This window comes from Herbaspirillum huttiense (assembly GCF_004367745.1).
GTDB lineage: Bacteria > Pseudomonadota > Gammaproteobacteria > Burkholderiales > Burkholderiaceae_D > Herbaspirillum > Herbaspirillum huttiense.
Map to the genome: position 1 here is coordinate 1,793,100 of NZ_CP037993.1, position 26,228 is coordinate 1,819,327.

Here is a 26,228-nt window from a genome sequence, read left to right on the forward strand (position 1 = left end):
GCGCCGCAAACTGAAGTGACCATGACGCAAGAACAAGTGCGCGCCCGCGTGGCCGAACTGTCGGCCTTCCAGGCCCCGCCCCGCGAGTCTCCCTGGCGGCGCGTGATGCGCCATTTCGTGGCCTCGCGTTCGGCCATGCTGGGGCTGGTGATCGTGCTGCTGCTCATCGTCGGCGCCATTGCCGCACCGTGGATCACGCCGCAGAATCCGTATGACCTGGCGCAGTTGAACTTCCTCGACTCGCGCCAGCATCCAGGTACCCTCAATGGTGATGGAACGTTTACCTACTGGCTCGGGACTGATGGTCAGGGACGCGACCTGTTCTCGGCCATCATCTATGGCCTGCGCATCAGCGTGGGCATCGGTGTCGGCTCGGCCCTGATCGCGGGCGTGATCGGCACGCTCATCGGCTTGCTGGCCGCGTATGCGGGCGGCAAGGTCGATACGGTACTCATGCGCTTTGCCGACCTGGTGCTGTCCTTCCCCTCCATCCTGGTGGCGATGCTGATCCTGGCCTACGTGGGCAAGGGCATCTTCAACGTGATGGCCACGCTGGTGGTACTGGAGTGGGCGTATTACGCGCGCACTGCGCGCGGCCAGGCGCTGGTGGAACGGCGCAAGGAATACGTGGAAGCCGCAAGAGGACTGAACCTGTCGTCCTGGCGCATCATGGTGCGCCACATCCTGCCCAACTGCCTGCCGCCGCTGATCGTCATCGGCACCCTGCAGGTGGCACGCGCCATCACGCTGGAAGCGACGCTGTCCTTCCTCGGCCTGGGCGTGCCGATCACCGAACCCTCGCTGGGCCTGCTCATCTCCAATGGTTACCAATACATGCTCTCGGGCGAATACTGGATCAGTTTCTATCCCGGCATCACGCTGCTGGTGGTGATCGTGGCCATCAACCTGGTCGGCGACCGCCTGCGCGACATCCTCAATCCACGGTGGCAGAAATGAGCGCGCTCACACTTGAAGTGCGCAACCTGCGCACGCATTTCTTCACGCCCGAAGGCGTGTTGCCGGCGGTCGATGACGTCTCGCTGTCGGTCGGCCGTGGCCGCATTCTGGGTCTCGTGGGCGAATCCGGATCGGGCAAGAGCGTGACCGGATTTTCCATCCTCGGCATGGTCGATGCGCCGGGCCGCATCGTCGGCGGCGAGATCCTGTTCCAGGGCCGCGACCTGGTCAGCATGGACAAGACCTCGTTGCGCGAACTGCAGGGTAACCGCATCGCCATGATTTTCCAGGACCCGATGATGACCCTGAACCCGGTCCTGAAGGTGGAAGCGCAGATGGTCGATGCCGTGCTGGCGCACAGCAAGGTCAGCGGCCAGCAGGCACGCGAACTGGCGCGCGATACCCTGGGCATGATGGGCATCGCCAGTCCGGAAGAACGGCTGCAGGCCTATCCGCATCAACTCTCGGGCGGCATGCGCCAGCGTGTGGCCATTGCCATCGCGATGCTGCACAAGCCCGACCTCATCATTGCCGATGAACCGACCACGGCCCTGGATGTGACCATCCAGGCGCAGATCCTGTCTGAAGTGCAGAAGCTGGCGCGCCAGCACGGTACCGCCCTGATCTGGATCACGCACGACCTGTCGGTGGTGGCCGGCCTGGCCGATGAAGTGGCGGTGATGTATGCCGGGCGCATCGTCGAGCAGGGCAGTGTGGATGCGGTGCTCGATGCGCCGCTGCACCCCTACACGCAAGGCCTGATCGGCAGCCTGCCCAGCAACAACCAGCGCGGTGCGCGGCTGCGCCAGATTCCCGGGATGACGCCCAACTTGCTGCACCTGCCGCCGACCTGCGCCTTTGCTGCACGCTGCGAGCGCCTTTCCCAGCAGTGCCTGGTGGCCCCGGCGATCAGCGAACCGCTGCCGGCGCACCGGGTGCGCTGCTATCACCCGACCCCGAGCACACAGAGCAACGAGCACCATGGATAAGGCCGTCATTCCCCTGATCGAAACCCGTGCCGTCAGCCGTCGCTTCGGCGAGCGCCGCCAGGGCTGGCTGGAACGCCAGTTGCAGGCGCGCGGCTGGAGCCGCCCGCCGGCCGTCACCCATGCGCTGGACCAGGTGGACCTGAAGGTCTTGCCGGGTGAAGTGGTGGGGCTGGTCGGTGAATCCGGCTGCGGCAAGTCCACGCTGGGCCGGGTGGCCTGCGGCCTGCTCGATCCTTCCGATGGCCAGGTGCTGGTCAACGGCCGCGACCGCGCCAGCCTCAGCAGCAAGGAAGAAGCCGAGGCCCGGCTGCAGGTGCAAATGATTTTCCAGAATCCCTATGCCAGCCTGAATCCGCGTTTGCGCATCGACCAGATCGTGGGCGAAGCGGCGCAAGTGAATGGAAAGGTCGAGGGCGACCTTGACGCCTATGTCTGCCAGCAGTTGCTGCGGGCCGGTCTTGATCCGGCCCTGCGCGACCGTTATCCGCACCAGTTCTCCGGCGGCCAGCGCCAGCGCATCGGTATTGCGCGCGCGCTCGCGGTGCAGCCGCAGATGCTGGTCTGCGACGAGGCCGTGGCGGCGCTGGATGTGTCGATCCAGGCGCAGATCCTCAATCTCTTCATGGATCTGCGCGAGCAACTGGGCCTGACCTATCTTTTCATCAGCCATGACCTGGGCGTGGTGGAGCACGTGTCGGACCGCGTGGTCATCATGTACCTGGGCCGGGTGGTGGAGAGTGCACCGGTGGGCGAACTGTTCGGCCAGCCCAATCACCCCTATACGCAGGCGCTGCTGGCCGAGGTGCCCCGCATGGGCGCGCGCAAGAAGGAATTCACCGCCATCAAGGGTGAGATCCCCAGTCCGCTGAACCCGCCGACCGGCTGCCACTTCAACCCGCGCTGTCCGCATGCCACGCAGCGCTGCCGTGAAGAGCAGCCGCTGTTGCGCGAGATCGCACCGGGGCACATGAGTGCCTGCCATCTCAATGATGGCCGCTGACAAGGTTTGTTGAAATGTTTTACCTGCCGTTCGGACTGAGTAGGCCCTCCGGGGCCGTATCGAAGACGCTGATGCCGCCGCAGTTGCGCCTTCGATACGCAGCTGCGCTGCTACTCAGTCCGAACGGGAGCGGGGGTGCAATTCAGAAAGCCCCAAGTTGATCCATTCACAGTGCTTCCACCCTGACCACAGAGGAACCCGACCATGAAGAAAACCCTCCTGACCCGCCTGCTGGCCGTCGCCCTGACCGGTGCGGCACTGGCTGCCGCTGCCGATGCCGCGCACGCGCAGAACCTCAACATCGCCTTTGCCGATCCGCTTTCGTCGCTGGATCCGCAGCTGAACAACCACGCCGGCGACCGTTCGGTGGACCTGCATTTCTGGGACCTGCTGGTCCAGAACGATTACAACAAGCTGGTCCCCGGCCTGGCCGTGAGCTGGAAGAATATCGACCCCAAGACCTGGGAATTCAAGCTGCGCCCCAACGTCAAGTGGCAGGACGGCAAGCCCTTCACCGCTGACGATGTGATCTTCTCCTACCAGCGCGCCCGTGCCGTACCGGGCAGCGTGGCCACCTTCGCCGGCTACCTGCGCACGGTGGAATCGGTCACTGCCAAGGATCCGCTGACCCTGGTCATCAAGACCAACATCCCCAACCCGGACCTGCCGCTGAACCTGGCCTCGGTGCATATCGTCAGCAAGCACGTGGGCGAGAAGTCCACCACCGAGAACTACAACAGCGGCGCGGCCGTGGTCGGTACCGGTCCCTACAAGTTCGTCTCCTACACCCCGGGCGACCGCGTGGTGATGCAGCGTAACGACAACTACTGGAACGGCAAGCCGCTGTGGGAAAAGGTCAACTACCGCTACATCAACAATGGCGCAGCCCGTACCGCCGCGCTGCTGTCGGGCGACGTGGACGTGATCGACAAGGTGTCGGTGTCCGACCTGGCCAAGCTGAAGCAGTCGCCCAACGTCAAGGTCTACCCCTACAACGGACTGCGCGTGCTGCTGATCCAGCCGAGCTTCCATGAAGGCCCCAGCCCCTTCATCACCGACAACAACGGCAAGCAGTTGGAGAAGAATCCGCTGCTGGACGTGCGCGTGCGCCGCGCCATGTCGCTGGCCATCAACCGCAAGGCCCTGATCGACCGCATCCTGCAGGGCGCGGCCACCGAAGCCAACCAGTGGATGCCGGCCGATACCTTCGGCTACAACCCCGAGATCAAGAACATTCCCTTCGACGCCGCGCAAGCCAAGAAGCTGCTGGCCGAGGCCGGTTTCCCGGAAGGTTTCAAGCTGACGCTGCACGTGCCCAACGATCGCTATCCGCAAGCACCGGAAACCATGCAGGCCGTGGCGCAGTTCTGGACCCGCATCGGCATCAAGACCCAGGTCGAAGTGTTGCCGTGGGCCTCCTACTCCTCGCGTGCCAACAAGAACGAGTTTGCCGTTTCGGTACTGGCCTGGGGTAATGGCACTGGCGAAGCCAGTTACGCGCTGGTCAACGTGCTGGGCACGGTTGATCCCAAGAAGGGTATCGGCGCTTCCAACTGGAACCACTACAGCAGCCCGGCCGTGGACAAGGCCCTGGCCGATTCGACCGCCGAGTTCGATGCCGCCAAGCGCGAAGCCATCCTGCGTGGCGCGGCCAAGACCGTCTCGGATGAGGTTGGCGTGATCCCTCTGTACCACTACCAGAACATCTGGGCCGCCAAGAAGGGCCTGAAGGTCACCCCCATCAGCAGCGACCGCACCACCGCCATGATGGTGACCCAGGACAAGAAGTAAAAGGCCATGCCCAACTTCTCCATCGAGGTCAGCCCGGCTGACGACCTGATCGACGTACCCCGCCGCATCATCGTGCGGGGTGCGCATCCGGGCGAGCCGGTGCGCATCTCTTCCTCCACCCTGCGCAACGGCGCGGAGTGGCGCAGTACGGCGTGCTACATCGCCGATGCCTATGGCCACGTCGACGTGAGCATGAACCCGGCCATCGATGGCGATTACTACGGCATCGATCCGATGGGTTTGCTGTGGTCGCAGAAACCGGTGCAAGCCGGCTGTCGCGACAACTTCCACGCCGATGTCATGGCACCGCTGGTGACCACGTTGACCGTTTCCTCGCTGGACCAGCCGGGCCTGGCACCGTGCGCGCCAGCCAGTACCGAACTGGTACAGCGGCTGGCCGCTGCCGGGGTGACCCGGCGTGAGGTACGGGAGGAGGGGCTGGTCGGTACGCTGTTCCTGCCGGCCACGCCGGGACCGCATCCGGCGGTGATGATCCTCAATGGTTCCGGTGGCGGCATCAACGAACCGCGTGCGGCGCTGTTTGCCTCGCGCGGGGTGGCTGCGTTTGCGCTGGCGTATTTCAAGGCACCGGGCCTGTCGGATTACATTTCCAATACACCGCTGGAGTATTTCGAACGCGGACTGGACTGGCTGCGTGCCGAGGTACAACCGCTGCATGATTTCGTTGCCGTCAGCGGCCAGTCGCGCGGTGGCGAGCTGGTGCTGCTGCTGGGGGCGACCTTTCCGCAGAAGGTGTCGGCGGTGCTGGCCACTGTGCCCAGTGCGCTGGTACACAGCGGCCAGAATGCAGCCGATCCGGCCGTGGGACGCGAAGGCCCGACCTGGCTGCTGCGCGGCCAGCCCTTGCCGCATCAATGGCAGGACAACCGCAGCGCCAGCTGGGCACCGTTTGACGAAGGCCCGGCACCGCATCGCCATGAGCTGGCCATGCTCACTGCCTTGCAGGACGAGGACGCAGTGGCGCGCGCCCGCATTCCGGTGGAGAAGATCGCCGGACCGGTGCTGCTGCTGTCGGCGACCGATGATGGCTCCTGGCCTTCCAGCCTGTATTGCGCGATGGTCAAGGACAAGCTGGCCGAAGTGTCCCACCCCTGGCCGGTGGTATGGCGCAACTATGCGCATGCCGGCCATTCGATCCTGTTCCCCTTCGTCCCGACCACGCAGACCACGTATGCGCATCCGGTGTCGGGGCGCATCAGTACCGGTGGCGGCGAACCCGCCGCCAATGCCCGCGCCGATCTCGACGCCTGGCAGCAGGCGCAGCACTTCCTGCGCGACGCGCTGGCCAGGCATTCATCCACAAAGGAAAACGCATGAGTACCCCCGTCTACGACATCAGCAAGGATGTCATCGACCAGCTGGCCGGCCTGGCCGCTGGCAGCCCCCTGCACGGCCTGCGCCATCAGCGCGACAAGGTGGCCGTGGCTTCACAGGGCAGCTATGACACGCTGTTCGACCCGGCCCTGGAAGGCATCGGCCTGGATGAGCGCCTGCTGGTGGCGCTCTACGCCTGCCGCCTGGCTGGCGCATCCGATCTGGCCGCGCATTACCGCGCGCGTGCAGAAGCGGTGCCGGCCGATGCTGCGCAACTGGCGGCGGCTGATAGCGGTGAGCCCGAGCAATTGCCGCAAGGGCGCCTGCGCGCCATGCTGGTCTTCACGCGTGCGCTGACGCAGCGTCCGGTGGAAGGCGACAAGGCCGCGATTGAAAAGCTGCCGGCGGCGGGCATCAGCACGCCGGCGGTGGTGGCACTGTCGCAGCTGATCGCTTTCGTGTCCTATCAATTGCGCGTGGTCGCGGGCCTGAAGGCCATGCGTGCTGCGGCGGCCCAACAAGGAGAGTCGGCATGAGCGAGATCATCAAGGCCAACGGTTTTACCAATGAGACTCTGGAATGGGATGCCTGGCTGGACGTGATCCAGCTGGACGCGGCCAGCGAAGACCAGGTCAAGGTGCTGGAAGAAAGCCATCCCAAGGCCAAGACCTCGGACTACTACCTGTTCCTGGCGCATCAGCCTGACATCCTGCGCCAGCGTTCGGCGGCCTTCAACGCCATCATGTATGCGCCGGGCGGCCTCTCGCGTGCGGAGCGCGAATTGGGTTCGCTGGTGGTTTCGCGCATCAATGGCTGCGTGTATTGCGCTTCCGTTCATGCGCAGCGTTTCGAGCAGCTGGCCAAGCGCAACGATACGGTGCGCCAGGTGTTCGATACGCCTTACGGTGCCGGTGTGGATGCGCGCGAGCAAGCCATTGCCAAGTTCTCGGCCGAGCTGACCGAGACGCCGGGCGAGATCGGTGCGGCGCAGATCAAGGCCTTGGTTGACGTTGGCTTGAGTGAACTGGAAGTGCTGGACCTGATTCACTCGGTGGCCATCTTTGCCTGGGCCAATCGCCTGATGCTCAATCTGGGCGAGCCGGTGTTTGCTGATGGCAGCAAGGCCGAGGCCAAGTAAACTATTTCCATGAGGAGACAGTGATGCACATTCCGGATCATCTGGTCTATGCCGAGACCCATGAGTGGGTCAAGCTTGAAGACGATGGCACGCTGACCATCGGCATTACCGATTTCGGCCAGGAACAGTTGGGGCCGCTGGTGTATGTCGATATGCCGGCCGTGGGCAAGGTGTTGGCGAAGGGGGCCGAGTCGGGCATCGTCGAATCCAACAAGACGGCGTCGGATTTGCATGCGCCTGTTGATGGCGAGGTGATCGCCATCAACGAGCTGCTGGTGGAGTCGCCTGACGCCATCAATGGCGCGCCGTATGAGCAATGGATCTTCAAGCTCAAGCCGGCCGCGCCATTTTCGGCGGAGGGTTTTCTTGATGCGGCGGGTTACATCAAGCTGATTTCCTGAGGCGCGGCTGCGGTCAGGAAGCCGATGCGGCGGCGCGGATATCGAAAGCGCCGCCGGTTTGGGCGCGGTCACGCAAGGTGACGGCGTTCTTGCCCAGCAGGGGGAAGACCAGTTCGGCAAAGCGTATCGCTTCTTCCAGGTGCGGGTAGCCGGAGAGGACGAAGGTGTCCACGCCCAGGTCCGCATATTCCTGCAGGCGTTCGGCGACGGTGGCTGCATCGCCCACCAGGGAGGTGCCGGCACCGCCGCGTACCAGGCCCACGCCGGCCCACAGGTTGGGGGCGATTTCCAGTTTGTCGCGGCGGCCGCCGTGCAGGGCGGCCATTCTTTGTTGTCCCACTGAATCCATCTTGGCGTAGTTCTGCTGGGCGCGGGCAATGTCTTCGTCGGTGAGTTTGCTGATGAGGCGTTCGGCGTCGGCCCAGGCTTCGGCCGTGGTTTCGCGCACGATGGCATGCAGGCGCACGCCGAATCTGACGGTGCGGCCTTGCTTGGCGGCGCGTTCACGCACGTCTTCGATCTTCTGTTTGACGGCGGCGGGTGGTTCGCCCCAAGTGAGGTAGGCGTCCACATGCTTGGCGGCGAGGTCGTGCGCAGCAGGGGAGGAGCCGCCGAAATACAGCGCCGGGTAGGGCTGTTGTATCGCCGGATGGAACAGCTGGCCGTTGCGGATGCGGAAGTGCTTGCCTTCGTAGTTGACGGTCTCGCCTTGCAACAGTTTGCGCCAGATGGTGAGGTATTCGTCGGCGGCTTCGTAGCGTTCGTCGTGTTTCAGGAACACGCCGTCGGCTTCCAGTTCCGTGGCATCTCCTCCAGGCACTACATTGAGCAGGAGGCGGCCGTTCAGGGCCTGGTCCAGTGTTGCGGCTTGTCTTGCCGACGGGCCGGGGCCGCCCAGTGAGGTCCTCAGCGCTACCAGCAGCTTGATGCGCCGGGTCACCGGGACCAGGCTGGCAGCCACTACCCATGGGTCCAGGCAGGACGCTCCCGTCGGGATCAGCAATCCATCGTATCCCAGCGCTTCACTGGTCACCGCGATCTGGCGCATGTAGTCCAGCGTGGGGGCTCGGCCGAAATCGGATTTGCCCAGGTAACGTGTGTCGCCCGACGTGGGGAGGAACCAGAAGAGTTCTAATGACATGCCAGAGTTTCCTTTTGCATTTTTCACTTTGGCGTTATTAGAGCGCTCTGTTCTCTTTGTGGCTAAGAATGTTTTCTTCTTTGCTTAGTTGGTTTTTGGTTTTGTTGTCTTGGCTTCTTGCTCTTCTGGTTTTTTGGTATGGGGCAGTCTGCACGGAAATCTTTCCTGCGCTCTAGCTTAATTCTTATCATTCTCCGGTCGGAAGGACGCGCCGGGGGCGGCCCGGCAGCCGCTCACTTTTCTTGTCTCGCCAAGAAAAGTAAGCAAAAGAAGGCGACCCCAAAGAGCCAGCCCTCCTGCGGAGGGTCCCCGCCGCAGCGAAGCGAAAAGTGGGAAGGATAGAGTCGCTTCGCTCCGACTATCCTTCTGATCCACTTTTCGCTCCGCTGCGGCGGCTGGCTCTATGGGGACAGCACCCCCCACGGGCTCGCCTTCGGCCTCGCCGCGTCTCCGACTCGCCTTCGGCTTTGGGTTGGCTCGCCTGCGGCATCGACCTTTTGATCGTTCCCACTCCCGCTCTGGGTTTTGGTTTTTTCCTTTTTCCTTTTTTGTTTTTTGTTTAAATAATTTCCGTCCGTTCGACCTGAGTAGTCGCGTAGCGACGTATCGAAGGTTAAAGAACGCCAAGGCAAAGCCGAAGGCGAGTCGGAGGTGGTGCGATGCCGAAGGCGAGCCGTCTCAGTCGTCCGCATCTGCGCCGCCGCTTCAGAGCCCAACAAAACGGATCAGAAAAATAGTCGGAGCGAAGCGACTCTATTTTTCCCGTTTTGTTGGGCTCTGAAGCGGGGACCCTCCGAAGGAGGGCGGCGGAGTTGCGGTCGCCTTCTTTTGCTTACTTTTCTTGGCGAGACAAGAAAAGTGAGCGGCTGCCGGGCCGCCCCCGGCGCGTTCTTCCGACCGGAGAGAGAAAATAATTAAGCTAGAGCGCAGGAAAGATTTCCGTGCAGACTGCCCCAAACCGAACAACCAGAAAAGCACCCAGCCAAGACAGGACAAGACAACACAACACAAAACCAAATCAACCACCGATCAAAGCCCCGCGATATTCCCCAAGCCATTTGGCAAACAATTGCGCCTCAGCCCCCGCTTGCAAGCTGATCCCGAGGTAGTAGGGTGCAAGTGTCAAGCGCAGATCAGGAAAAGGACAAACCAGCCGCCCCGAGCGCAGATCGTTATCCGCAAGTGATACAGGCGACAAGGCCACCCCCAGCCCATCCATGACCGCCTGCAATACAAAATGCACGTGATCGAAATGCAGCATCGCCTGGGAACGGGAGCGTTTCAAGCCGGCCAGCTTGCGCCAGTCCTCCCAGTCATTGCGCCGACTGCGCGACACCAGCACGGTATGCCGCGCCAACTGCGACACGTCCTCCAGCGGCATGGATTGCAGCAGCGCAGGAGAAGCCACCAGCACCAGCTCATCCTCCATGAACCGCTGCACCTTCAGGGTCTCAGGCCAATTGGTCTCTCCCCGCCGGATCGCGATATCAAACGAAGAGCCCGCCTTGCCCACGGTCGCCGTACTGGTCACCACCTGGGGCGCAATCCCCGGATACCGCTCCACGAAATCGGACAGATGCGGAATCAGCCAGCGCACCGCAAAGGAAGGCCGCACATTGATGACCACCGTGCGCGTAGGCGCATCCCGCATCACCCGCCGCGCCGCATTGGCGAGAATATCGAGCGCCGGACTGGCCTCCTCGAAGAACTGCCGCCCACGCTCGGTCAGCAACACCTGCCGCGTACGCCGCTCGAACAAGGGCATGCCGAGATAATCTTCAAGGTTCTTGATCTGGCGACTGATCGCGCCATGTGTGACATTGAGCTCCTGCGCCGCAAGCGTGAAACTCTGGTGACGGGCCGCTGCCAGAAAGGCGCGGATGGCATTGAGCGGAAGAGTGAGATCGGCCATGCGTCAAATATTATCACGCATGCCCGGAATTAATATCGTTTGTCAGCCCACCCCACGCGGCGCATCATCGGCCTCCATGACCACGCCAGACCACCGCCAGGCCGATATCGATTCGCGCCACGCCGCCATGTCGCTCTCGGCCGCCTTGCCCTGCGATATCGTCCTCTACCTGCTCCTCCCCATGTACGCCGCCCAGTTCCACGTCAGCCTCGCCGAGGCCGGCGTGCTGCTCGCGGCCAACCGCCTGGTGCGCATCGCCGGCTACCGCTGGGTCGCCAGCTTCTACGCACAACGCGGCGACCGCCCCACCTGCACCCTGGCCGTCTGCGCCGCCATCCTCTGCGCCCTCGGCTATACGGTCGCCAGCGGCTTCTGGGCCCTGCTGCCACTGCGCCTGCTGTGGGGCATGGCCTTCGCCGGACTCAACCTCTCCACCCAGGCCATGTCCACCGCCAACCCCCAGGGCGCAGCCCGCCGCTCGGGACGCTCGCGCGGCGTGATCGCCATCGGCCCCATGCTCTGGCTGCCCACCGCCGCACTGCTGGCCCCCCACATCGGGCCGCGCATGGTGTTCGCCCTGGTGGCGACCACCGCGCTGCTGGGCCTGCTGGCCGCACGCCGCCTGCCTCAGCACGCCTACGCACCGCCCCAGCCACGCCGCTGGAAACTGCCCAATGCCCTGGACTGGTGGTCCTTCCTCGAAGGGCTGACCCTGGATGGCCTCTTCATCGTCGGCCTGGCCTACATGAGCAAGCAATCCTTCGGCGCTGATGGCGAACTGGTGGCGGGGGTATTGATGGCGCTGCGCTACGCGGGGGAAATCGTCCTCAGCCCCCTGGGCGGATGGCTGGCCGAGCGCTTCGGTGCGGTCAAGGTACTGGTGACGCTGTCACTGGCCACCTGCGTGGCGCTGGTCGGTTTCGGCGGCGGATTGCTGTGGCTGTTCGCCGGGCTGATCGTGATCCTGCGGGCTCTGCAACTGCCGCTGCTGGCCCCCATCGTTGCGGCACGCACGCCACCGGCGCAGCGTGTGCATGCGCTGGCTGGACGGGCGATCTGGCGCGATATCGGCGCAGGCATGGGGCCGATGCTGGCCGGCCTGCTGCTGCCGGTGATGTCATCCCTGTGGCTCTACAGCCTCGCGGCCTCGGCCCTGGCGCTGGCAGCCATCGCCTGCGGACGCCAGCCGGTACCCGTGCCGCCAGCGTCCCTCTCCGGTCAGCCCTGAGCAGGGCGGGGCGCGCTTTATGCGGTGAACAGATATCGATCTGCCCATTGCTTCGTTCACAGCAGCACGCAGCTTGACTAGCATGGCCCTGATCCCTTCCTTGCCGGACTCAGGAGCCTCCATGAACGATCACCACATCTACCAGGAACTCGGCCACTTCGCGACTGAACCGCTGCTGCCCGCCGAAGGCCGTGCCATCGGCGCTGCCTTCGTCATTGGCCTGTCCGTGCTGGGTGCGCTGTATTTCCTCCAGCACTGGCTGGGCGCAGCTGTCTGAACGAGAGGTTGGTCAGGGCTGGCGGCAGTCGCTCAGCATCTCCGCCTGCGAGATATTGCTGCCCGCCGGCACGCTGTGCGTGAGCCACACGTTGCCGCCAATGACCGAACCTCGCCCGATGGTGATGCGGCCCAGCAGCGTTGCGCCCGCATAGACCACCACGTCATCCTCGACGATGGGATGGCGTGCAATCCCCTTGACCAATGAACCGTCCGGCTCCTGCGGAAAACGCTTGGCACCCAGCGTCACGGCCTGGTACAGGCGTACGTTGCGGCCAATGATGGTGGTCTCGCCGATCACCACCCCGGTGCCGTGATCGATGAAGAAACTCGGCCCGATCTGCGCCGCCGGATGGATGTCGATGCCGGTGGCCGAATGCGCGATGTCGGCAATCAGCCGCGCCAGCAGCGGTGCTCCCAGCTGATGCAGGGCATGCGCCAGGCGATGATAGATGATCGCCGTTGTGCCGGGATAGCACAGCAAAATCTCCGAAATGCTCGACGCCGCCGGGTCGCCGTGATACGCCGCCTGGATGTCGCTGACCAGGATGTCGCGCACGCCCGGCAACTGGTGCGCGAAGTCGCGCGTGATGGCCGTGGCACGTTCCCGCAGCAGGCCATCCTCTTCCACATCGCTGCTGAAATACAGACTGCGCCGCACCTGCTCGCGCAGAATGGACAACGCAGCATTCAACTGGCTTCCAACGAAATAATCGATGGTCTCATCGGATAAATCGGTGTGCCCGTAATGCGTGGGGAACAAGGCGGCCTGCAGATGCTGCAACAGCTTCTGCATGGCTTCCCGCGAGGGGAGTTCGCGGATCTCGCCGCGGTAGCGGATCTTGTTGGTGACTTCGCGCGAGGTACGCAGGCCGGCGACGACGGCGGACAAGCCCAGGCTCGCAGACTCGACCGAGTCAGCCAGCGCGTTCAGTTCGGGGATGTGAGTAGGTTCCATGCCCGCATGCTATCAAAAATGCGGACGAGGTGCCGGGCAGGGCAGGGAAGCCATCGAAGAGAAAAACCAGGCGGGGAAATGTGGGAAGAGAGATTCGCGGTGCCCAGTTCTATCTGAAAAGTGGCACCGCTGTTGAATCTGCTCTGGTCATGGACTGTACCCGCGAATGAAGGTTCCTGCAAAGTATCATTGCGCATATCCTCATGCGCATTTGATCTGCCGCAAATCCGCACCACGCTTGCCTGGCCAGCCGACGCCGTGAGACTTGATGAATATCTCACGACATGATGCATTTATATCATTCAGGAAAATCCTGACGCAAAAGCGCGTCACCTCAGGAAGCTCCCGATATTGGGTGGAACAACAAAAACTTAAAGTCTCGTCATACCAGCTGCAGCAAGAAGTCCGAGCGAGGGGCGAGGACCAGGCAGCCAAACCAGGAGAGACTCGATGTTGCACGCCAAGAAAAACCGCTTCGTTGCCGCCACCGTCGCCGCTGTCGTGCTGGCCTCCAGCGCACCGGCCTCGTTTGCCGCCACCGCCAGCGGTACGCTGACCATCAGCGCTTCGGTCGTGGCCTCCTGCACCGTGGTCGGTTCGGCCATCGCCTTCGGCGCCTACACCCAGAGCCTGGTCAACCAGTCCGGCACCATCACCGTCCTGTGCACCAACGGTACCGCCTACAACGTCGGTCTTGACGCTGGTACTGGAACCGGTTCCACCGTCAGCAGCCGCAAGATGAGCGCGGCCGGCGGCGGTACCCTGAACTACGCGCTGTACCGCGATTCGGCCCGCAGCAACAATTGGGGCTCGACCATCGGCACCGACACCGTCACCGGGACCGGCTCCGGCCTGACCCAGACGCTGACCGTCTACGGTCAGATTCCTGCCGCCCAGACCCCGTTGGCGGGCGCTTATTCGGACACCGTGACCGTCACGCTGACCTACTGATGTTGCGCCACATGCGGCAGCAGGCCTGATTCCCTGCGCCCATCGTGGCTTTTAGGGCCTGTTCACATTCAATCTGTGAGTGCGAGAGGTCGCCAAGCGTTGTCTGCCTAGGCGCGGCGACGCGCCGTGGTGGTGCCACGGCAAGGAGCTGCAACAACGGCAGACGACGCTTGGCGGCCTCTCCCGGAGGGTTGCCCCCAGAAGGCGCGCTGGCCGCGTTGCACGTCAGGGCTGGTGGCACCACCACCAGCCCTGACGCGCGCCTTGCCAGCCCGCCTTCTGGGGGCAACGCATCTCACAGATTGAATGTGAACAGGCCCTAGTACCTCGATTACCGGGAAGCCCTGAGGGGGGCTTACTTTTGGGCGTACTTCCGCAAGGAGGTGCGCCCTTTTTTTGTTTGTGATGCAATACGGGCTCGATCCGACAGATCCAACAAGGGAGGCCTTTCCATGCGCGCACCGCGGTTTTCATCGTTCCACCTTGCGCTTCTTTCTCTGCTGTCCAGTCTGCTGCTGTCCGCCGCAGCGGCCCGTGCGCAAGTCCCGGTGCAGGTGCCGGCCGCCGTCCCGGTGCCGGCCAGTACTGCTGCCCCTTCGCCGGTGGCCAGCGACATCACCCGCAGTTGCGCGGCGGGCAGCGGCTGCGTGCTGACCTGCCTGAACATGGCGGCCGAAACCGTCATGACCGAGACCGCCACGCGCGCGGTCCGCATCATCTCGCTGGCCAACGGCAACAGCGAATTCCGTATGGACAACGGCAATGCCGGTATCAACGTGATCCTGGTCTCGCATGACAACCTGATGTGCAAGCTCAGCGGTGGCGTCTGAGCTGCAGTCAGACGAGGCTTCAGCTTCCCAGCAATTTTTCCCGTACTGATTCTTCCTCGGCATGGCTGGCACTGGCACGTGCCAGATCTGACAAGGACAGCACGCCGACCAGCTGTCGGCGCTCCGGTCCGTTCACCACCGGCAGGCGCGCGACACCTCGTCGTGCCATCGCCCCTGCAGCCGCGCGTGCACTCAGGTGGGGTAGCAGGTAGCCGGCATCGGCTTGCATCAGGGTGCCGCAGCCTGCGGCCGGATCGGCGGCCTGCAGGCGGCTCAGCGCAACCATGCCGAGCAGGCGGCCATGCGCCGTCACCGGATAGTAGCGATGCACACGCTCTGCCGCGCGGCACCGCGCCAGCGCTTCACCGGCCGGCAGCGCCGCTTCCAGCGCCTGCGGGGCGGACATCAGGTCCTCCACATGCACCCGTTCCAGTGGATCGACACCATATTCGCGATGCACATGCAGGCCGCGCCGTGCGATCTTCTCGGTCATGATGGAGCGCTTCATCCACAACACGTTGACGCCATAGGCAACGGCCGTGGTGGCAATCAGCGGTAGCAGCGCATTGCCCGCGTGGGTCAGGCCGAAGGCGAAGACGATGGCCGTCAGCGGCGCACCGAGCACGCTGCCCAGCACACCGGCCATGCAGACCAGCGGCCATAGTCCCGGCGAGCCGCCCGGCAGCCACGGTGCGAGCACCAGGCCCAGACCGGCCCCCATCATGAGCAGCGGTGCCAGTACCCCGCCCGAGGTCCCCGACCCCAGCGCCAGCAGCCAGATCACCGCCTTCACCAGCAGCAGCGCCAGGGCCGCCGACACCAGCATGTGCTGGTTCAGCAGGTCGGCAATGACGTCGTAGCCCACGCCCAATGCGCGTGGTTGCAACAACCCGCCGAGCCCGACGGCGATCCCGCCCAGTGCCGGCCACCACAGCCAGTGCAGCGGCAAGCGATGGAAGCCGTCCTCGATGCGATACAGGGCCAGCGTCAGCAGCGCCGCCAGCACACCGCTGGCCAGGCCGGCGGCGAGACAGGACAACAGGGCGATCGGCGCGACCGGTGCCACCTCCAGCGGAAACAGCACGCCACCCTCGATCAGCCACGGCCGCAGGAAGCCTGCGATGGCGCAGGCCAGCGCGACCGGCAGCAGACTGCGCGGACGCAGTTCGAACAGCAGCAGTTCCACCGCCAGCAGCAGAGCGGCCAGGGGCGTGCCGAAGATCGCCGTCATGCCGGCACAGGCTCCCGCGACCAGCAGGGTCTTGCGCTCAGCCGCAGTCAGGTGCAGCCACTGCGCCAGCAGGGAGCCGAGCGAGCCGCCGGTCATGATGATCGGCCCTTCGGCACCAAACGGACCGCCGCTGCCGATGACGATCCCCGATGACAGCGGTTTCAGCAACGCGACCTTGGGCGACATGCGGCTCTTGCCGAAGAGGATGGCCTCGATCGCTTCCGGAATGCCGTGGCCCCGGATCTTGTCGCTGCCGTAGCGCGCCATGAGTCCGACGATGAGACCACCGATCACCGGCAGCAGGGCCGCCATCCCGCCCAGTGTATGCCCTGCTGGCGAAATGGCCGCGAAGGACAGGCGCTGGAAGTAAAACAGGTTGGTGAAGAGGGCAATGAGCTTGAGCAGCAGCCAGGCCGCGCCCGTGGACAACACGCCGATGGCGGCCGCGATGGCGCATAGCAGGGGCAGCCGCCGGTCGGCGGTGTAGTCGCGTTTGTGTTTCATGGAATGGCGAATTTGAAGGCTAGGGGTGACGACCTCATCGTGGAGAAGAAGTCGCATGGATAAAGGGATAGGGGATTAATATATCATAACGTGATATAAAATATTCCGCCAGGAAGAGGCTGGGTGTTGCATGCATGGCGCGACTTATCCGCTTTTCTTCTATGCACAGGAGGAATGATTCGTTCGCAGCATGAGGAGGGCTCGCTACCCTGTGAGCCAGGAAATATCGACCTCAACCATGAATGATGGAGTCCCCATGCCGCAGTACGAAGACAAACGCCAACCCGCCCTCGCCAGCGTGGAATTGAACAGCAAGCGCCGCCGCCTCATCGGTGCCGGGCTCGCCCTGGGTGCGGCCAGTGCGGCTGCGGCATTCAGTCCCCGCCTTGCACACGCGGCCACGCGCCAGTTGCGTGTGGGTTATCAGAAAGGGGCGCTGAGCATCATTCGCGCCCACGGCACGCTGGAGCAGCGGCTGGCATCGCTGGGGGCGACCGTGAAGTGGGTGGAATTCAGCGCCGGCCCGGTGCAGCTGGAAGCGCTGGGGGCGGGCTCGATCGATTTCGGCGACGTCGGCGAAGCGCCGCCCATCTTTTCGCAGGCGGCCGGCACGCCGCTGGTCTACGTGGGCGCGACGGTGCCGCGTCCTTATGTGGAAGCAATCCTGGTCAAGGATGACAGCCTGCAGAAACCGGCGCAGCTCAAGGGCAAGCGCATCGCCCTGAACAAGGGTTCCAACGTGCATTACTTCCTGGTCAAGCTGCTGGAAAAGCACGGCCTGCAATACGGCGACGTGACCCCGGTCTGGCTGGCGCCGGCCGATGCGCGCGCTGCGTTTGAACGCGGCTCGGTCGATGCCTGGGCGATCTGGGAGCCCTATCTGGCCGCCGCCCAGCAGACCCTGAAGGCGCGCATCCTGGCTGACGCCGACGGGGTGGTCAAGAATCGTGCCTATTATTTTTCGACCCGTGATTATGCGCGGGACAATGCCGACCTCATCCGGATCGCGGTGGAAGAGCTGGCCAAGGTAGATGAGTTCGCCAAGACGCGCCCCGATGACTACGCCAGCGAACTGGCCGGGATACTGGGCTTGCCCAAGGGCGTTCTGGACGTGGTGGTGCGCCGCTACAACTTCGGTACGCTGCCGATCACGCACGCCATTCTCGACGAGCAGCAGCAGATCGCCGATACCTTCCTCGATCTCAAGCTGATCCCGAAGAAGATCAACCTGCGCGAGACGGCACCGCCCTGGCTGGCGTAAACCATCCGCGCACGGTTCGTCACACCATGAACAAGGCCGCCGCAGGAAAACCCTGCGGCGGCCTTGTCGTTCTCGCGTAGCGGTTGATCAGGCCTTGAACTGCAAGGCGTTGGTCAGGTCGCCCATGGGTTGCTGGCCGCGCGCGATCATGGCGTCGTCACGCTCCTTGAGGCCATTAAGCTTTTCCAGGCCGAAGGTGCGGGTGATGAGGCGCAGGATGGAGGCAGTGTCATACACGGTGTGATCCACTGTCCCCTTGCGGGCGAAGGGCGAGATCACCAGCGCCGGCACGCGCGTGCCCGGACCCCAGCGGTCGCCCTTGGGCGGGGCCACGTGATCCCACCAGCCGCCGTTCTCATCGAAGGTGATGACCACCACCATGTTCTTCCACTGCGGGCTGGCCTGCAGGCTCTTGACGATGTGGGCGATGTGGCGGTCACCCGAGGCGATGTCGGCGTAACCGGCGTGCAGGTTGAGGTTGCCCTGCGGCTTGTAGAAGGTCACCGGCGGCAGGCGGCCCGCCTCGACATCGGCCAGGAAGCGGTTGGTGCGCGACTCGTCGCCCAGGCCGCCATCCCGCAGGCGCTTGTTGCGCTCGGCGGGATTTTCCGGACCCAGGTTCTTGAAGTAGTTGAAGGGCTGGTGGTGATACTGGAAATTGGGAATCTTGGGGATGCCCTTGGAATCCTTGAACTCATCCAGCGTGGCCTGCCATGCACCCGCATACCAGGCCCAGTCGATGCCCTTCTTGTTGAGCTTGTCGCCGATGTGTTCGTGCGTCTGCGGCACCAGCACGCTGGGCTGGTTGGGTTCGGCATAGGCCGGATTGTTGCGGTCGCGGCTCCAGGTCGGCCAGTACGGCGGCGCCATGGTGTTGACGGCGTAGCCGTCCGGGGTGAGCGCGCTGGGGCCGAATTTCGGCGGGCCTTGCAGGGCGCTGGCCGGGCTGCCTTCGGCCGGCACCAGTTCCGGCGAGAGCGGATCATTGTTCCTGGTCTTGGCTACTTGCGTGCGCGAGACCGAGCTCATCACATTGGGATAGTAGGGCGCAGTGGCGCAGACCAGGTACTGGTGGTTCAGGAAGGAGCCACCGAAGGCGCCCTGGAAGAAGTTGTCGCACAGCACGAACTCGCGCGCCACATCCCACAGGCGCAGGTTGTAGCGGGTGTCCGCATAGTGGCCCATGGTCAGGCCGCCGGAATCGGCCCAGGCTACGAAGCCGTCGTTCTTGCCGCCGTTGATCTGCATCTGGTTCTGGTAGAACACGTGCCACAGGTCACGCGTGACCAGGGAGAGCGGCAGGGCTTCGCCCTGCGGTCCCTTGAGGGCATAGGGGGCGTTGGGCAAGTTGGTCTGGTATTGCTTGCCGCCGGCATAGTTGACGCCTTCCACGCTCTGGTCCTGGATCAGCACGCCGTTCCAGGCCGGCGGCAATTCCTTGAGCAGGCTGCCGTCACGGTCGCGCTGCTGGTAGTCCGAGGGCTTGAGCGAGGAGAGCGGCTTTTCCAGGCCGGGAAAATCGGCGAAGAGATTGTTGAAGCTGCGGTTCTCGGCGTAGATCACCACGATGGTCTTGACGTTTTCGCGCAGGGCGCGGTCCAGTGCGGCGGACTCGGCCGGGTTGCCGCTGGGGTAAGGCACCGGGCCCTGGCCTTCGGTGGCGCAGGCGGCCAGGGTGGTGCCGGCACTGAGGGCCGCCATGCTGCCCAGGAAGCGGCGGCGGCCGGGTTGTTGCGGGATCGGGGGCGTTTCGCTGGACGCAGGCTGGCTGCCGGCGATGTCGTCGTCGTGCTTGCTCATGGATGAATTTCCTGTCGGATATTGTTGTGGGGTTTGGCGCGTTGCGGGGGCAGCATAGCGCGACCGTATGACAAGGATGTGTCTTTTCCATCATGCTGGCAATCAAGAAAGTGACGAAACCGGCACCAAGAGACAGTGAAAGTTTGAGTAAAAGAAACGCTAGGATGGTGCTCATGCGTGGCGAAGGCCATAAAATGCGTCGACCGCACCGGTTGGGGCCACGCATCTCGCGGCCCGGCGACCGGGTCAGGTGAGTCCGGCAGGCCAGGGGATGGTCGATTCGGCGCTCATGTCAAGGCGGTCTTGTTTGACGAGGGAATCATGGTGCTCAAAACTTTCCAATACCTGCTCATCGGTGCGGGCTTCAGTGCGTGCATGGTGTTCATGCTGGCGCTCGCCATCACGGAGCCGCTGACCTAGTGGCCTGGCGGCAGGGCCGGACGCGCAGTCCGGCCGCCCATCATCAGTACGTTCTATTTGCCTTGCAGCACCGGTTTTCCTGACCGGTTGACGGCGATGAACAAGGCCATCAATCCGACGAACGCGCCGAACAGCAGGGTGGCGTTCAGGATCACGCGCGGATAGCCGAGCGCGTTGACGTCGATGAAGGGGTAGGGATAGAAGCCCGACAGTGCCCCGCGCCACAGCGTCACCATCAGATACCCCAACGGGTAGACCAGCCACAGCAGTGCCTTCTTCAGCGAGGCCTGGAATACCGGCACGAAAAAAATCCAGTACACGATCGCCAGCAGCGGCACCACCGTATGCAGGCTCTCATTGACCAGCGCGCGAAAGCCGGTGGGCGTCCACAAATGGCGCAGCAGCAGGTTGTAGGCGATGCCGACGAAGGCCAGGTACGTGACCACGGCCGAGATCACGGTAGGTTGCCGGAAGAAGCGGCTCATGGGCGATCTCAGCGAGAGCGCCAGCGAGGTAAAGCACAGCGCACTCATGAGGATGGTGAGGTTGGTCAGGTACATGGTCAGCCGGTCCAGGCCATCCAGGATGCCGCCGCCGCGTGCCAGCAGGCGGTTGATGGTGATGTCGGTCTGTGCCACGAAGGCGAACCAGCTGATCACGGCGATCAGGCCGGCGACCGTGCGGGCGGCGGCCGAGTGGCGGCGCGCCGGGAAGAGATGTGCGCCAAAGGAATCCAGCGATTCCGGCGAGGGGATCCTGTCGTTGCTCATGGTGTGGTCTGTGGGAGGAGAGGGGACGGTTGCCGCCGGACGGGGGGTGTTCCGGCGGCAACCGGCAATGGGCTCCATCATAAATCGGGCGGGCATGGTTGTGCTTGCCGGATGACATTCATTTTCAACCCTTACATCAAGACACATGGCCCATGTCCTTGGCGAGGGCCTGTTTCGTGCCCGGCTGCGAGGAGGGATCGCAGTTGCGGCAGGCTTCTTCTTTGGGATGAAGCTGGCTCATCCATGCGGTGAATTGTGCTCATCAATGCAGTCGGTGAGTGAGAAATGCGGCCTCGCTCGATGAGAAAATTGATCGCTTCAAATTCTAAGTTTTTTCCACCGGTAGGCGGGTCGCCATGGCCGCCGACGAAAATGATCAGGTTCTCTGCAAGCCAGATCCTGAGCGGACTTTGAGGGAGAGGGTGTCGCCTTGAAGCGACGCCTTCTCTCTAACAACTGTTACATTTTTTTTAGTTACAAGGCGCTTCAAAATATAAATAATTTGCCCTGTATTCGCTGCGTATTTACTGCAGAAAAACGGTGCTTCCAGCAATGCGTTCACTGTTACAAATTTGCGGTGAACTTTGCAAAAGGCATCCTGCCGAATCGCACAGGTTTCCTCCCGGACAATGCCTGGATACATCGTGTTCGGGCTGTCCATTCCCCTCTCATGGACTTCCGGAGGAGCCGCTTCCGTCGACCTTGTCGACGCTTCGACGCGCCGCTCCTGTTGCCGGTCTTTCCGATGATCGTGCAGAGCGGCTTTGGCACCGCGCAGGCGGTGCGCGTCATGACGTTGTCGTGCGCACCTTGGCGCAGGCTTATTTTTCGCGCGTAGATTTTTACGCATCAGGCACTACCATTTCAGGAGATCACATGCTTCGCTCGGAATCCCTCTTCGGCAAACGCGAAACCAGTTCGACCAATTCCCCGTTCAGCAGTGCGGGCAACGTCTCTTCTACTACAGGCGGCAATGTGACCAGCGTGAACAAACCTACCCAATATCCTTCTTCCGTCTCCAACACTGCGCCTGCGGCGACCGAGGAGAGCGGCAGCAAGCTGACCGTCGGCCCCAACATCAAGGTCAAGGGCGAGATCGAGGACTGCGACACGCTCGTCGTCGAAGGCAAGGTGCAAGCCACGATCAACTGCCGTGTGGTGCAGATTGCCGAGCGTGGTGCGTTCAAAGGTTCGGCGGAGATCGATCTGGCCGAGATCCGTGGCGAGTTCGATGGTGATCTCACCGTGCGCCAGAAGCTGGTGATCTATTCAAGCGGCAAGGTGACCGGCAAGATTCGTTACGGCAAGCTGGTGATCGAAGAGGGTGGCCAGCTGGCCGGTGATCTGCAGGTGGGCGGCGGTCACGAGCAGAAGGATCTGTTGCAGAAGACGGCATGAGCTCCCCTGCGGGTGGTGCCGAGGTCGCAGTCTCGCGCGCCATCCGGTGAGGAGGCCTCTTGAGGCCGGGCCAGTGGTGTGTCTTGCTGGCTTCGTTTCTTTTTGGAAATAATCTCCGGGGCGAGGCGCGATTTGTTGTCAAATCGTGCCGATCTGCCGTGATTTCTGTCGGAATGACCTCGCTTTGACGCGTCCGGTGTGCGTTTGCGCGTGCCGGATTTGTCCGCATGGCCCGGCCGTGCGACAATAGCGCCTTTCGTCCTTTTGCCCGTCAGCCGGGCCGGTAGCGTCCCTGCGTGGGGCTGCCGACGGGACGCTGGCGCTTCTCGGTTTCATTCCTCAGTTCACTCATGGCTCACCCGGAATACATTCTTACCTTGTCCTGCCTGGACCAGCGCGGCATCGTGCATCGCGTCTCGGGCTTCCTGGCCGATCACGGCTGCAACATCATCGATTCGGCGCAGTTTGGCGATGCGCAGTCCAAGCTGTTCTTCATGCGCGTGCATTTTTCTTCGGAAGATGCGGGTGTGTCGGATGCGGTCTTGCGTGCGGATTTCGGCGTGCTGGGCGATTCGCTGCAGATGAACTGGCAGTTGCATGATGCGGGCAAGAAGCCGCGTGTGATGCTGATGGTCTCCAAGATCGGTCACTGTCTCAACGATCTGCTGTTCCGCTACAAGAGCGGTTTGCTGCCGGTGGAGATTCCGGCGATTGTCTCCAACCATACTGATTTCTATCAGCTGGCTGCGAGCTACAACATTCCTTTCCATCATCTGCCGCTGGCTACCGGCTCTTCCATCGAGACCAAGCGCGCCCAGGAGCAGCGGATCATGGAAATCGTCGATGCCAACCAGATCGATCTGGTGGTGTTGGCGCGTTACATGCAGATCCTCTCGCCTGAAATGTGCGAGGCCTTGCGCGGACGGGCGATCAATATTCACCACTCCTTCCTGCCTAGCTTCAAGGGCGCCAAGCCTTATTATCAGGCGCATGATCGTGGCGTTAAGTTGATTGGAGCTACTGCGCACTTCGTTACCGGAGATCTGGATGAGGGTCCGATCATCGAGCAAGGCGTAGAACGCGTGGATCACTCCATGGGGCCGGATACCCTCACCGCTATCGGACGCGATATCGAATGCGTCGTGCTGGCGCGCGCTGTCAAATGGTTTACCGAGCATCGTATCTTGCTTAATGGACACAAGACCGTGATCTTCAACTGATCTGCTGGGCTTTTTCTTGGACGCCGTCCGGCCTTTGGTCGGGCGGCGTTTTTGTTTTTAGTTTTCGTTTTGTTGTCTTGGCTGGGGGCTTTTCTGGTTGTTCGGTTTGGGGCAGTCTGCACGGAATTTCTTCCTGCGCTCTAGCTTAATTATTTTCTCTCTCCGGTCGGGAGGACGCGCCGGGGGCGGCCCGGCAGCCGCTCACTTTTCTTGTCTCGCCAAGAAAAGTAAGCAAAAGAAGGCGACCCCAAAGAGCCAGCCCTCCTACGGAGGGTCCCCGCCGCAGCGGAGCGAAAAGTGGGAAGGATAGAGTCGCTTCGCTCCGACTATCCTTCTGATCCACTTTTCGCTCCGCTGCGGCGGCTGGCTCTATGGGGACAGCACCCCCCACGGGCTCGCCTTCGGCCTCGCCGCGTCTCCGACTCGCCTTCGGCTTTGCGGGGGCTCGCCTGCGGCATCGATCGGTTGATCGTTCCCACTCCCGTTTTGGTTTTGGGTCTTTTTTCGTTTTAGTTTTTATTATTCAAATAGTTTCCGTCCGTTCGTCCTGAGTAGTCGCGCAGCGACGTATCGAAGGCCAAAGAACGCCAAGGCAAAGCCGAAGGCGAGTCGGAGGTGGTGCGATGCCGAAGGCGAGCCGTTTCGGCCGTCCGCATCTGCGCCGCCGCTTCAGTACCCAATAAAACGGATCAGAAAAATAACCGGAGCGAAGCGACTTTATTTTTCCCGTTTTATTGGGTACTGAAGCGGGGACCCTCCGAAGGAGGGCGGCGGAGTTGCGGTCGCCTTCTTTTGCTTACTTTTCTTGGCGAGACAAGAAAAGTGAGCGGCTGCCGGGCCGCCCCCGGCGCGTTCTTCCGACCGGAGAGAGAACACAATTAAGCTAGAGCGCAGGAAAGCATTCCGTGCAGACTGCCCCAAACCTGACAACCAGAAAAGCAGGCAGCCAAGACAACACAATCCCCCAAAAGGATCAGCCTGCAACCGGATACTGCTCCCGCATCACCCGCTTGTTGAGCTTCCCGACGCTGGTCCGAGCCAATTCAGGAACAAACCGCACCCGATCCGGCACGCCATAACGAGAGATGGTCCCAGCCTCGGCAGCAGCCATCACATGCTGCCGGATATCCTCTTCAGAAACCGCAGCCACATCCTTCTTCAGGACGACCAGCGCAACCGGCCGCTCCCCCCATTTACCGTCCTGCACCCCGATGACGGCCGTCTCAGCCACAGCCGGATGCCGCGCAATGATGTCCTCGATCTGCAGCGAAGAGACCCACTCGCCCCCGGTCTTGATGACATCCTTGATCCGATCCGTGACCTGCAGATAGCCTTCAGCATCGATATGCCCGATATCCTGAGTATGCAACCATCCCCCACGCCACAATTCTTCAGAGGCTTCCGCCTGATGCAGATACCCTTGCGTCAGCCAGGGCGCGCGCACCACCACTTCGCCGGTGCTCTTGCCATCCCGCGGACAATCATTCATATCGCCATCCACCGTACGCAAGGCCACCAGCGGCAGCGGCCGCCCGGTCTTCACGCGCAGCACGGCTTCACGCTCGCTACCCAGCTCCTCGGTCGGCACCTGCGCCAGTGTCAATATCGGACAAGTCTCCGACATCCCGTAACCGGTAAAGACATCTATCCCCCGATCCCGCGCCATGCGCGCCAGACTGCCCGTCATCGCCGAACCACCAATGATCATCTTCCACCCTGACAGATCCACTTCCCGCGCCTGCTCGGAGGTCAACACCATCTGCAAAATGGTCGGCACGCAATGCGAGAAGGTCACCTTCTCCTCACGGATCAGCTTGCAGATCGTGTCCGGCACATAGCGCCCCGGATACACCTGCTTGACCCCCGCCATCGTCGCCACATAAGGCAGCCCCCAGGCATGCACATGAAACATCGGCGTCAACGGCATGTAGACATCATCCCGATGCAAACGTCCCTGCTGCGGCGCCAGCGCCAGCCCGGCCGTGGTGCCCAGCGTATGCAGGACCAGTTGCCGATGGCTGAAATACACGCCCTTGGGCAAGCCCGTGGTGCCGGTGGTGTAGAAGGTCGTCGCGCGCGCGTTCTCATCGAAGTCGGGGAAGTCATACCGCGCCGAGGCCTGCGCCAGCAAAGCTTCGTATTCCCCCGCGAAGCCCGGCCCCTGCGGACAGGGACTGCCATCGTCGGTCAACAGCACGCAGCGCGTGAGGGTGTTCAACTCACCACGGATCTGCTTCAACACCGGCATGAAATCCGAATTCACCAGCAAGACATCAGCCTGCGCATGATTGAGCGTGTAGGCAATCTGCTCCGGCGACAACCGTACATTCACCGTCTGCAACACGCAGCCCATCATCGGCACCGCAAAGAAACACTCCAGATAACGATTGCTGTCCCAGTCCATCACCGCCACCGTATTGCCGGCCTGCACGCCCATTTCCTTGAGCACATTGGCCAGCCGCTGCACACGCTCGTAAAAACCGGCATAGGTCAGCCGGCGCGTACCGTAAATGATTTCCTGCTCGGGGGCCGTGGCCAGGGCGCTGTGCAGCAACTGCTTGATCAGCAGCGGATAGCCATAGGCCGACGGGGTTTGCTCGATCGCTTGGGGCATGCCGGAGTCTCCTCTGTTGTGCGGCGGCAGGACCGCCTCTTATGGATGGGATGGATGAAACGAACTCCGATGATACCGCCAAGTCTCCAACCGCATCGTCGCC

The 26,228-nt window shown here is 62.7% G+C and carries 23 protein-coding genes; 15 read left to right on the forward strand and 8 right to left on the reverse strand.

Annotation, left to right across the window (positions count from 1 at the left end; all coding sequences use genetic code 11):
- The first annotated feature begins 21 nt into the window (after nucleotides 1-21).
- The 8 genes from E2K99_RS07945 to gcvH all read left to right on the forward strand — a co-directional run bounded on the left by E2K99_RS07945 (nucleotide 22) and on the right by gcvH (nucleotide 7,611).
- Complete coding sequence (locus E2K99_RS07945) at nucleotides 22-957, forward strand: ABC transporter permease (protein ID WP_420840912.1); 936 nt, start codon at nucleotides 22-24, stop codon at nucleotides 955-957.
- Entirely contained in the window at nucleotides 954-1,946 is a 993-nt protein-coding gene (locus E2K99_RS07950; protein WP_134221889.1) for an ABC transporter ATP-binding protein, read from the forward strand. Before E2K99_RS07945 ends, E2K99_RS07950 begins: the two co-directional genes overlap by 4 nt.
- Entirely contained in the window at nucleotides 1,939-2,946 is a 1,008-nt protein-coding gene (locus tag E2K99_RS07955) for an ABC transporter ATP-binding protein (RefSeq protein ID WP_134134902.1), read from the forward strand. Before E2K99_RS07950 ends, E2K99_RS07955 begins: the two co-directional genes overlap by 8 nt.
- A gap of 204 nt (nucleotides 2,947-3,150) precedes the next feature.
- A complete protein-coding gene (locus E2K99_RS07960) occupies nucleotides 3,151-4,737 on the forward strand; it encodes an ABC transporter substrate-binding protein (RefSeq protein WP_134221890.1) in 1,587 nt (528 codons plus the stop codon).
- Between the two features lie 6 nt (nucleotides 4,738-4,743).
- Entirely contained in the window at nucleotides 4,744-6,075 is a 1,332-nt protein-coding gene (locus E2K99_RS07965) for an acyl-CoA thioester hydrolase/BAAT C-terminal domain-containing protein (protein WP_134221891.1), read from the forward strand.
- A complete protein-coding gene (locus E2K99_RS07970; protein ID WP_039786014.1) occupies nucleotides 6,072-6,608 on the forward strand; it encodes a CMD domain protein in 537 nt (178 codons plus the stop codon). Before E2K99_RS07965 ends, E2K99_RS07970 begins: the two co-directional genes overlap by 4 nt.
- Nucleotides 6,605-7,210 carry a peroxidase-related enzyme gene (locus E2K99_RS07975; RefSeq protein ID WP_134221892.1) on the forward strand — a complete coding sequence of 202 codons (606 nt, stop codon included), beginning with the start codon at nucleotides 6,605-6,607 and terminating at the stop codon, nucleotides 7,208-7,210. The genes E2K99_RS07970 and E2K99_RS07975 overlap by 4 nt, the downstream gene beginning before the upstream one ends.
- A gap of 23 nt (nucleotides 7,211-7,233) precedes the next feature.
- Complete coding sequence (gcvH, locus tag E2K99_RS07980; RefSeq protein ID WP_134221893.1) at nucleotides 7,234-7,611, forward strand: glycine cleavage system protein GcvH; 378 nt, start codon at nucleotides 7,234-7,236, stop codon at nucleotides 7,609-7,611.
- Between the two features lie 13 nt (nucleotides 7,612-7,624).
- Here gcvH and ssuD read toward each other — a convergent pair whose 3' ends face one another.
- Together ssuD and gcvA are read right to left on the reverse strand one after the other, a co-directional pair.
- On the reverse strand, nucleotides 7,625-8,752 hold the full coding sequence (gene ssuD / locus E2K99_RS07985) for an FMNH2-dependent alkanesulfonate monooxygenase (RefSeq protein WP_134221894.1): 1,128 nt from the start codon (nucleotides 8,750-8,752) through the stop codon (nucleotides 7,625-7,627).
- 1,018 nt (nucleotides 8,753-9,770) lie between these two features.
- On the reverse strand, nucleotides 9,771-10,664 hold the full coding sequence (gcvA, locus tag E2K99_RS07990; RefSeq protein ID WP_134221895.1) for a transcriptional regulator GcvA: 894 nt from the start codon (nucleotides 10,662-10,664) through the stop codon (nucleotides 9,771-9,773).
- Between the two features lie 76 nt (nucleotides 10,665-10,740).
- On the opposite strand from gcvA, the gene E2K99_RS07995 reads away from it, so the two are divergent.
- The gene (locus E2K99_RS07995) at nucleotides 10,741-11,892 is read left to right on the forward strand and encodes an MFS transporter (RefSeq protein WP_134221896.1); all 1,152 of its coding nucleotides are present in this window, start codon (nucleotides 10,741-10,743) and stop codon (nucleotides 11,890-11,892) included.
- Between the two features lie 121 nt (nucleotides 11,893-12,013).
- A complete protein-coding gene (locus tag E2K99_RS25470) occupies nucleotides 12,014-12,169 on the forward strand; it encodes a hypothetical protein (RefSeq protein WP_166675049.1) in 156 nt (51 codons plus the stop codon).
- A 12-nt stretch (nucleotides 12,170-12,181) separates the two neighbouring features.
- Here the strand turns inward: E2K99_RS25470 and epsC are convergent, their stop codons facing one another.
- Nucleotides 12,182-13,126, reverse strand: coding sequence for a serine O-acetyltransferase EpsC (epsC, locus tag E2K99_RS08000; RefSeq protein ID WP_051156496.1), 945 nt, complete (start codon nucleotides 13,124-13,126; stop codon nucleotides 12,182-12,184).
- 450 nt (nucleotides 13,127-13,576) lie between these two features.
- On the opposite strand from epsC, the gene E2K99_RS08005 reads away from it, so the two are divergent.
- The gene (locus tag E2K99_RS08005; RefSeq protein WP_134221897.1) at nucleotides 13,577-14,077 is read left to right on the forward strand and encodes a Csu type fimbrial protein; all 501 of its coding nucleotides are present in this window, start codon (nucleotides 13,577-13,579) and stop codon (nucleotides 14,075-14,077) included.
- Between the two features lie 452 nt (nucleotides 14,078-14,529).
- Nucleotides 14,530-14,907, forward strand: a complete 378-nt coding sequence (locus E2K99_RS08010; RefSeq protein WP_121038755.1) for a hypothetical protein — start codon at nucleotides 14,530-14,532, stop codon at nucleotides 14,905-14,907.
- Between the two features lie 19 nt (nucleotides 14,908-14,926).
- Here the strand turns inward: E2K99_RS08010 and E2K99_RS08015 are convergent, their stop codons facing one another.
- Nucleotides 14,927-16,642 carry a chloride channel protein gene (locus E2K99_RS08015; RefSeq protein WP_134221898.1) on the reverse strand — a complete coding sequence of 572 codons (1,716 nt, stop codon included), beginning with the start codon at nucleotides 16,640-16,642 and terminating at the stop codon, nucleotides 14,927-14,929.
- Between the two features lie 256 nt (nucleotides 16,643-16,898).
- On the opposite strand from E2K99_RS08015, the gene E2K99_RS08020 reads away from it, so the two are divergent.
- The gene (locus tag E2K99_RS08020) at nucleotides 16,899-17,903 is read left to right on the forward strand and encodes a sulfonate ABC transporter substrate-binding protein (protein WP_134224056.1); all 1,005 of its coding nucleotides are present in this window, start codon (nucleotides 16,899-16,901) and stop codon (nucleotides 17,901-17,903) included.
- 87 nt (nucleotides 17,904-17,990) lie between these two features.
- Here E2K99_RS08020 and E2K99_RS08025 read toward each other — a convergent pair whose 3' ends face one another.
- The 3 genes from E2K99_RS08025 to E2K99_RS08035 form a co-directional block, all read right to left on the reverse strand.
- A complete protein-coding gene (locus tag E2K99_RS08025; RefSeq protein WP_134221899.1) occupies nucleotides 17,991-19,703 on the reverse strand; it encodes an acid phosphatase in 1,713 nt (570 codons plus the stop codon).
- Between the two features lie 473 nt (nucleotides 19,704-20,176).
- Nucleotides 20,177-20,893, reverse strand: coding sequence for a Pr6Pr family membrane protein (locus E2K99_RS08030; protein WP_121038768.1), 717 nt, complete (start codon nucleotides 20,891-20,893; stop codon nucleotides 20,177-20,179).
- A 376-nt stretch (nucleotides 20,894-21,269) separates the two neighbouring features.
- Nucleotides 21,270-21,554 carry a hypothetical protein gene (locus E2K99_RS08035; RefSeq protein WP_134221900.1) on the reverse strand — a complete coding sequence of 95 codons (285 nt, stop codon included), beginning with the start codon at nucleotides 21,552-21,554 and terminating at the stop codon, nucleotides 21,270-21,272.
- A 215-nt stretch (nucleotides 21,555-21,769) separates the two neighbouring features.
- Between E2K99_RS08035 and E2K99_RS08040 the strand changes: the two genes are divergently transcribed.
- Entirely contained in the window at nucleotides 21,770-22,291 is a 522-nt protein-coding gene (locus E2K99_RS08040; RefSeq protein WP_039787631.1) for a bactofilin family protein, read from the forward strand.
- 350 nt (nucleotides 22,292-22,641) lie between these two features.
- On the forward strand, nucleotides 22,642-23,511 hold the full coding sequence (gene purU, locus E2K99_RS08045; RefSeq protein ID WP_134221901.1) for a formyltetrahydrofolate deformylase: 870 nt from the start codon (nucleotides 22,642-22,644) through the stop codon (nucleotides 23,509-23,511).
- Between the two features lie 973 nt (nucleotides 23,512-24,484).
- On the opposite strand, the gene E2K99_RS08050 is transcribed toward purU, so the two are convergent.
- Entirely contained in the window at nucleotides 24,485-26,125 is a 1,641-nt protein-coding gene (locus E2K99_RS08050) for a fatty acid--CoA ligase (RefSeq protein WP_134221902.1), read from the reverse strand.
- Nucleotides 26,126-26,228 lie beyond the last annotated feature (103 nt).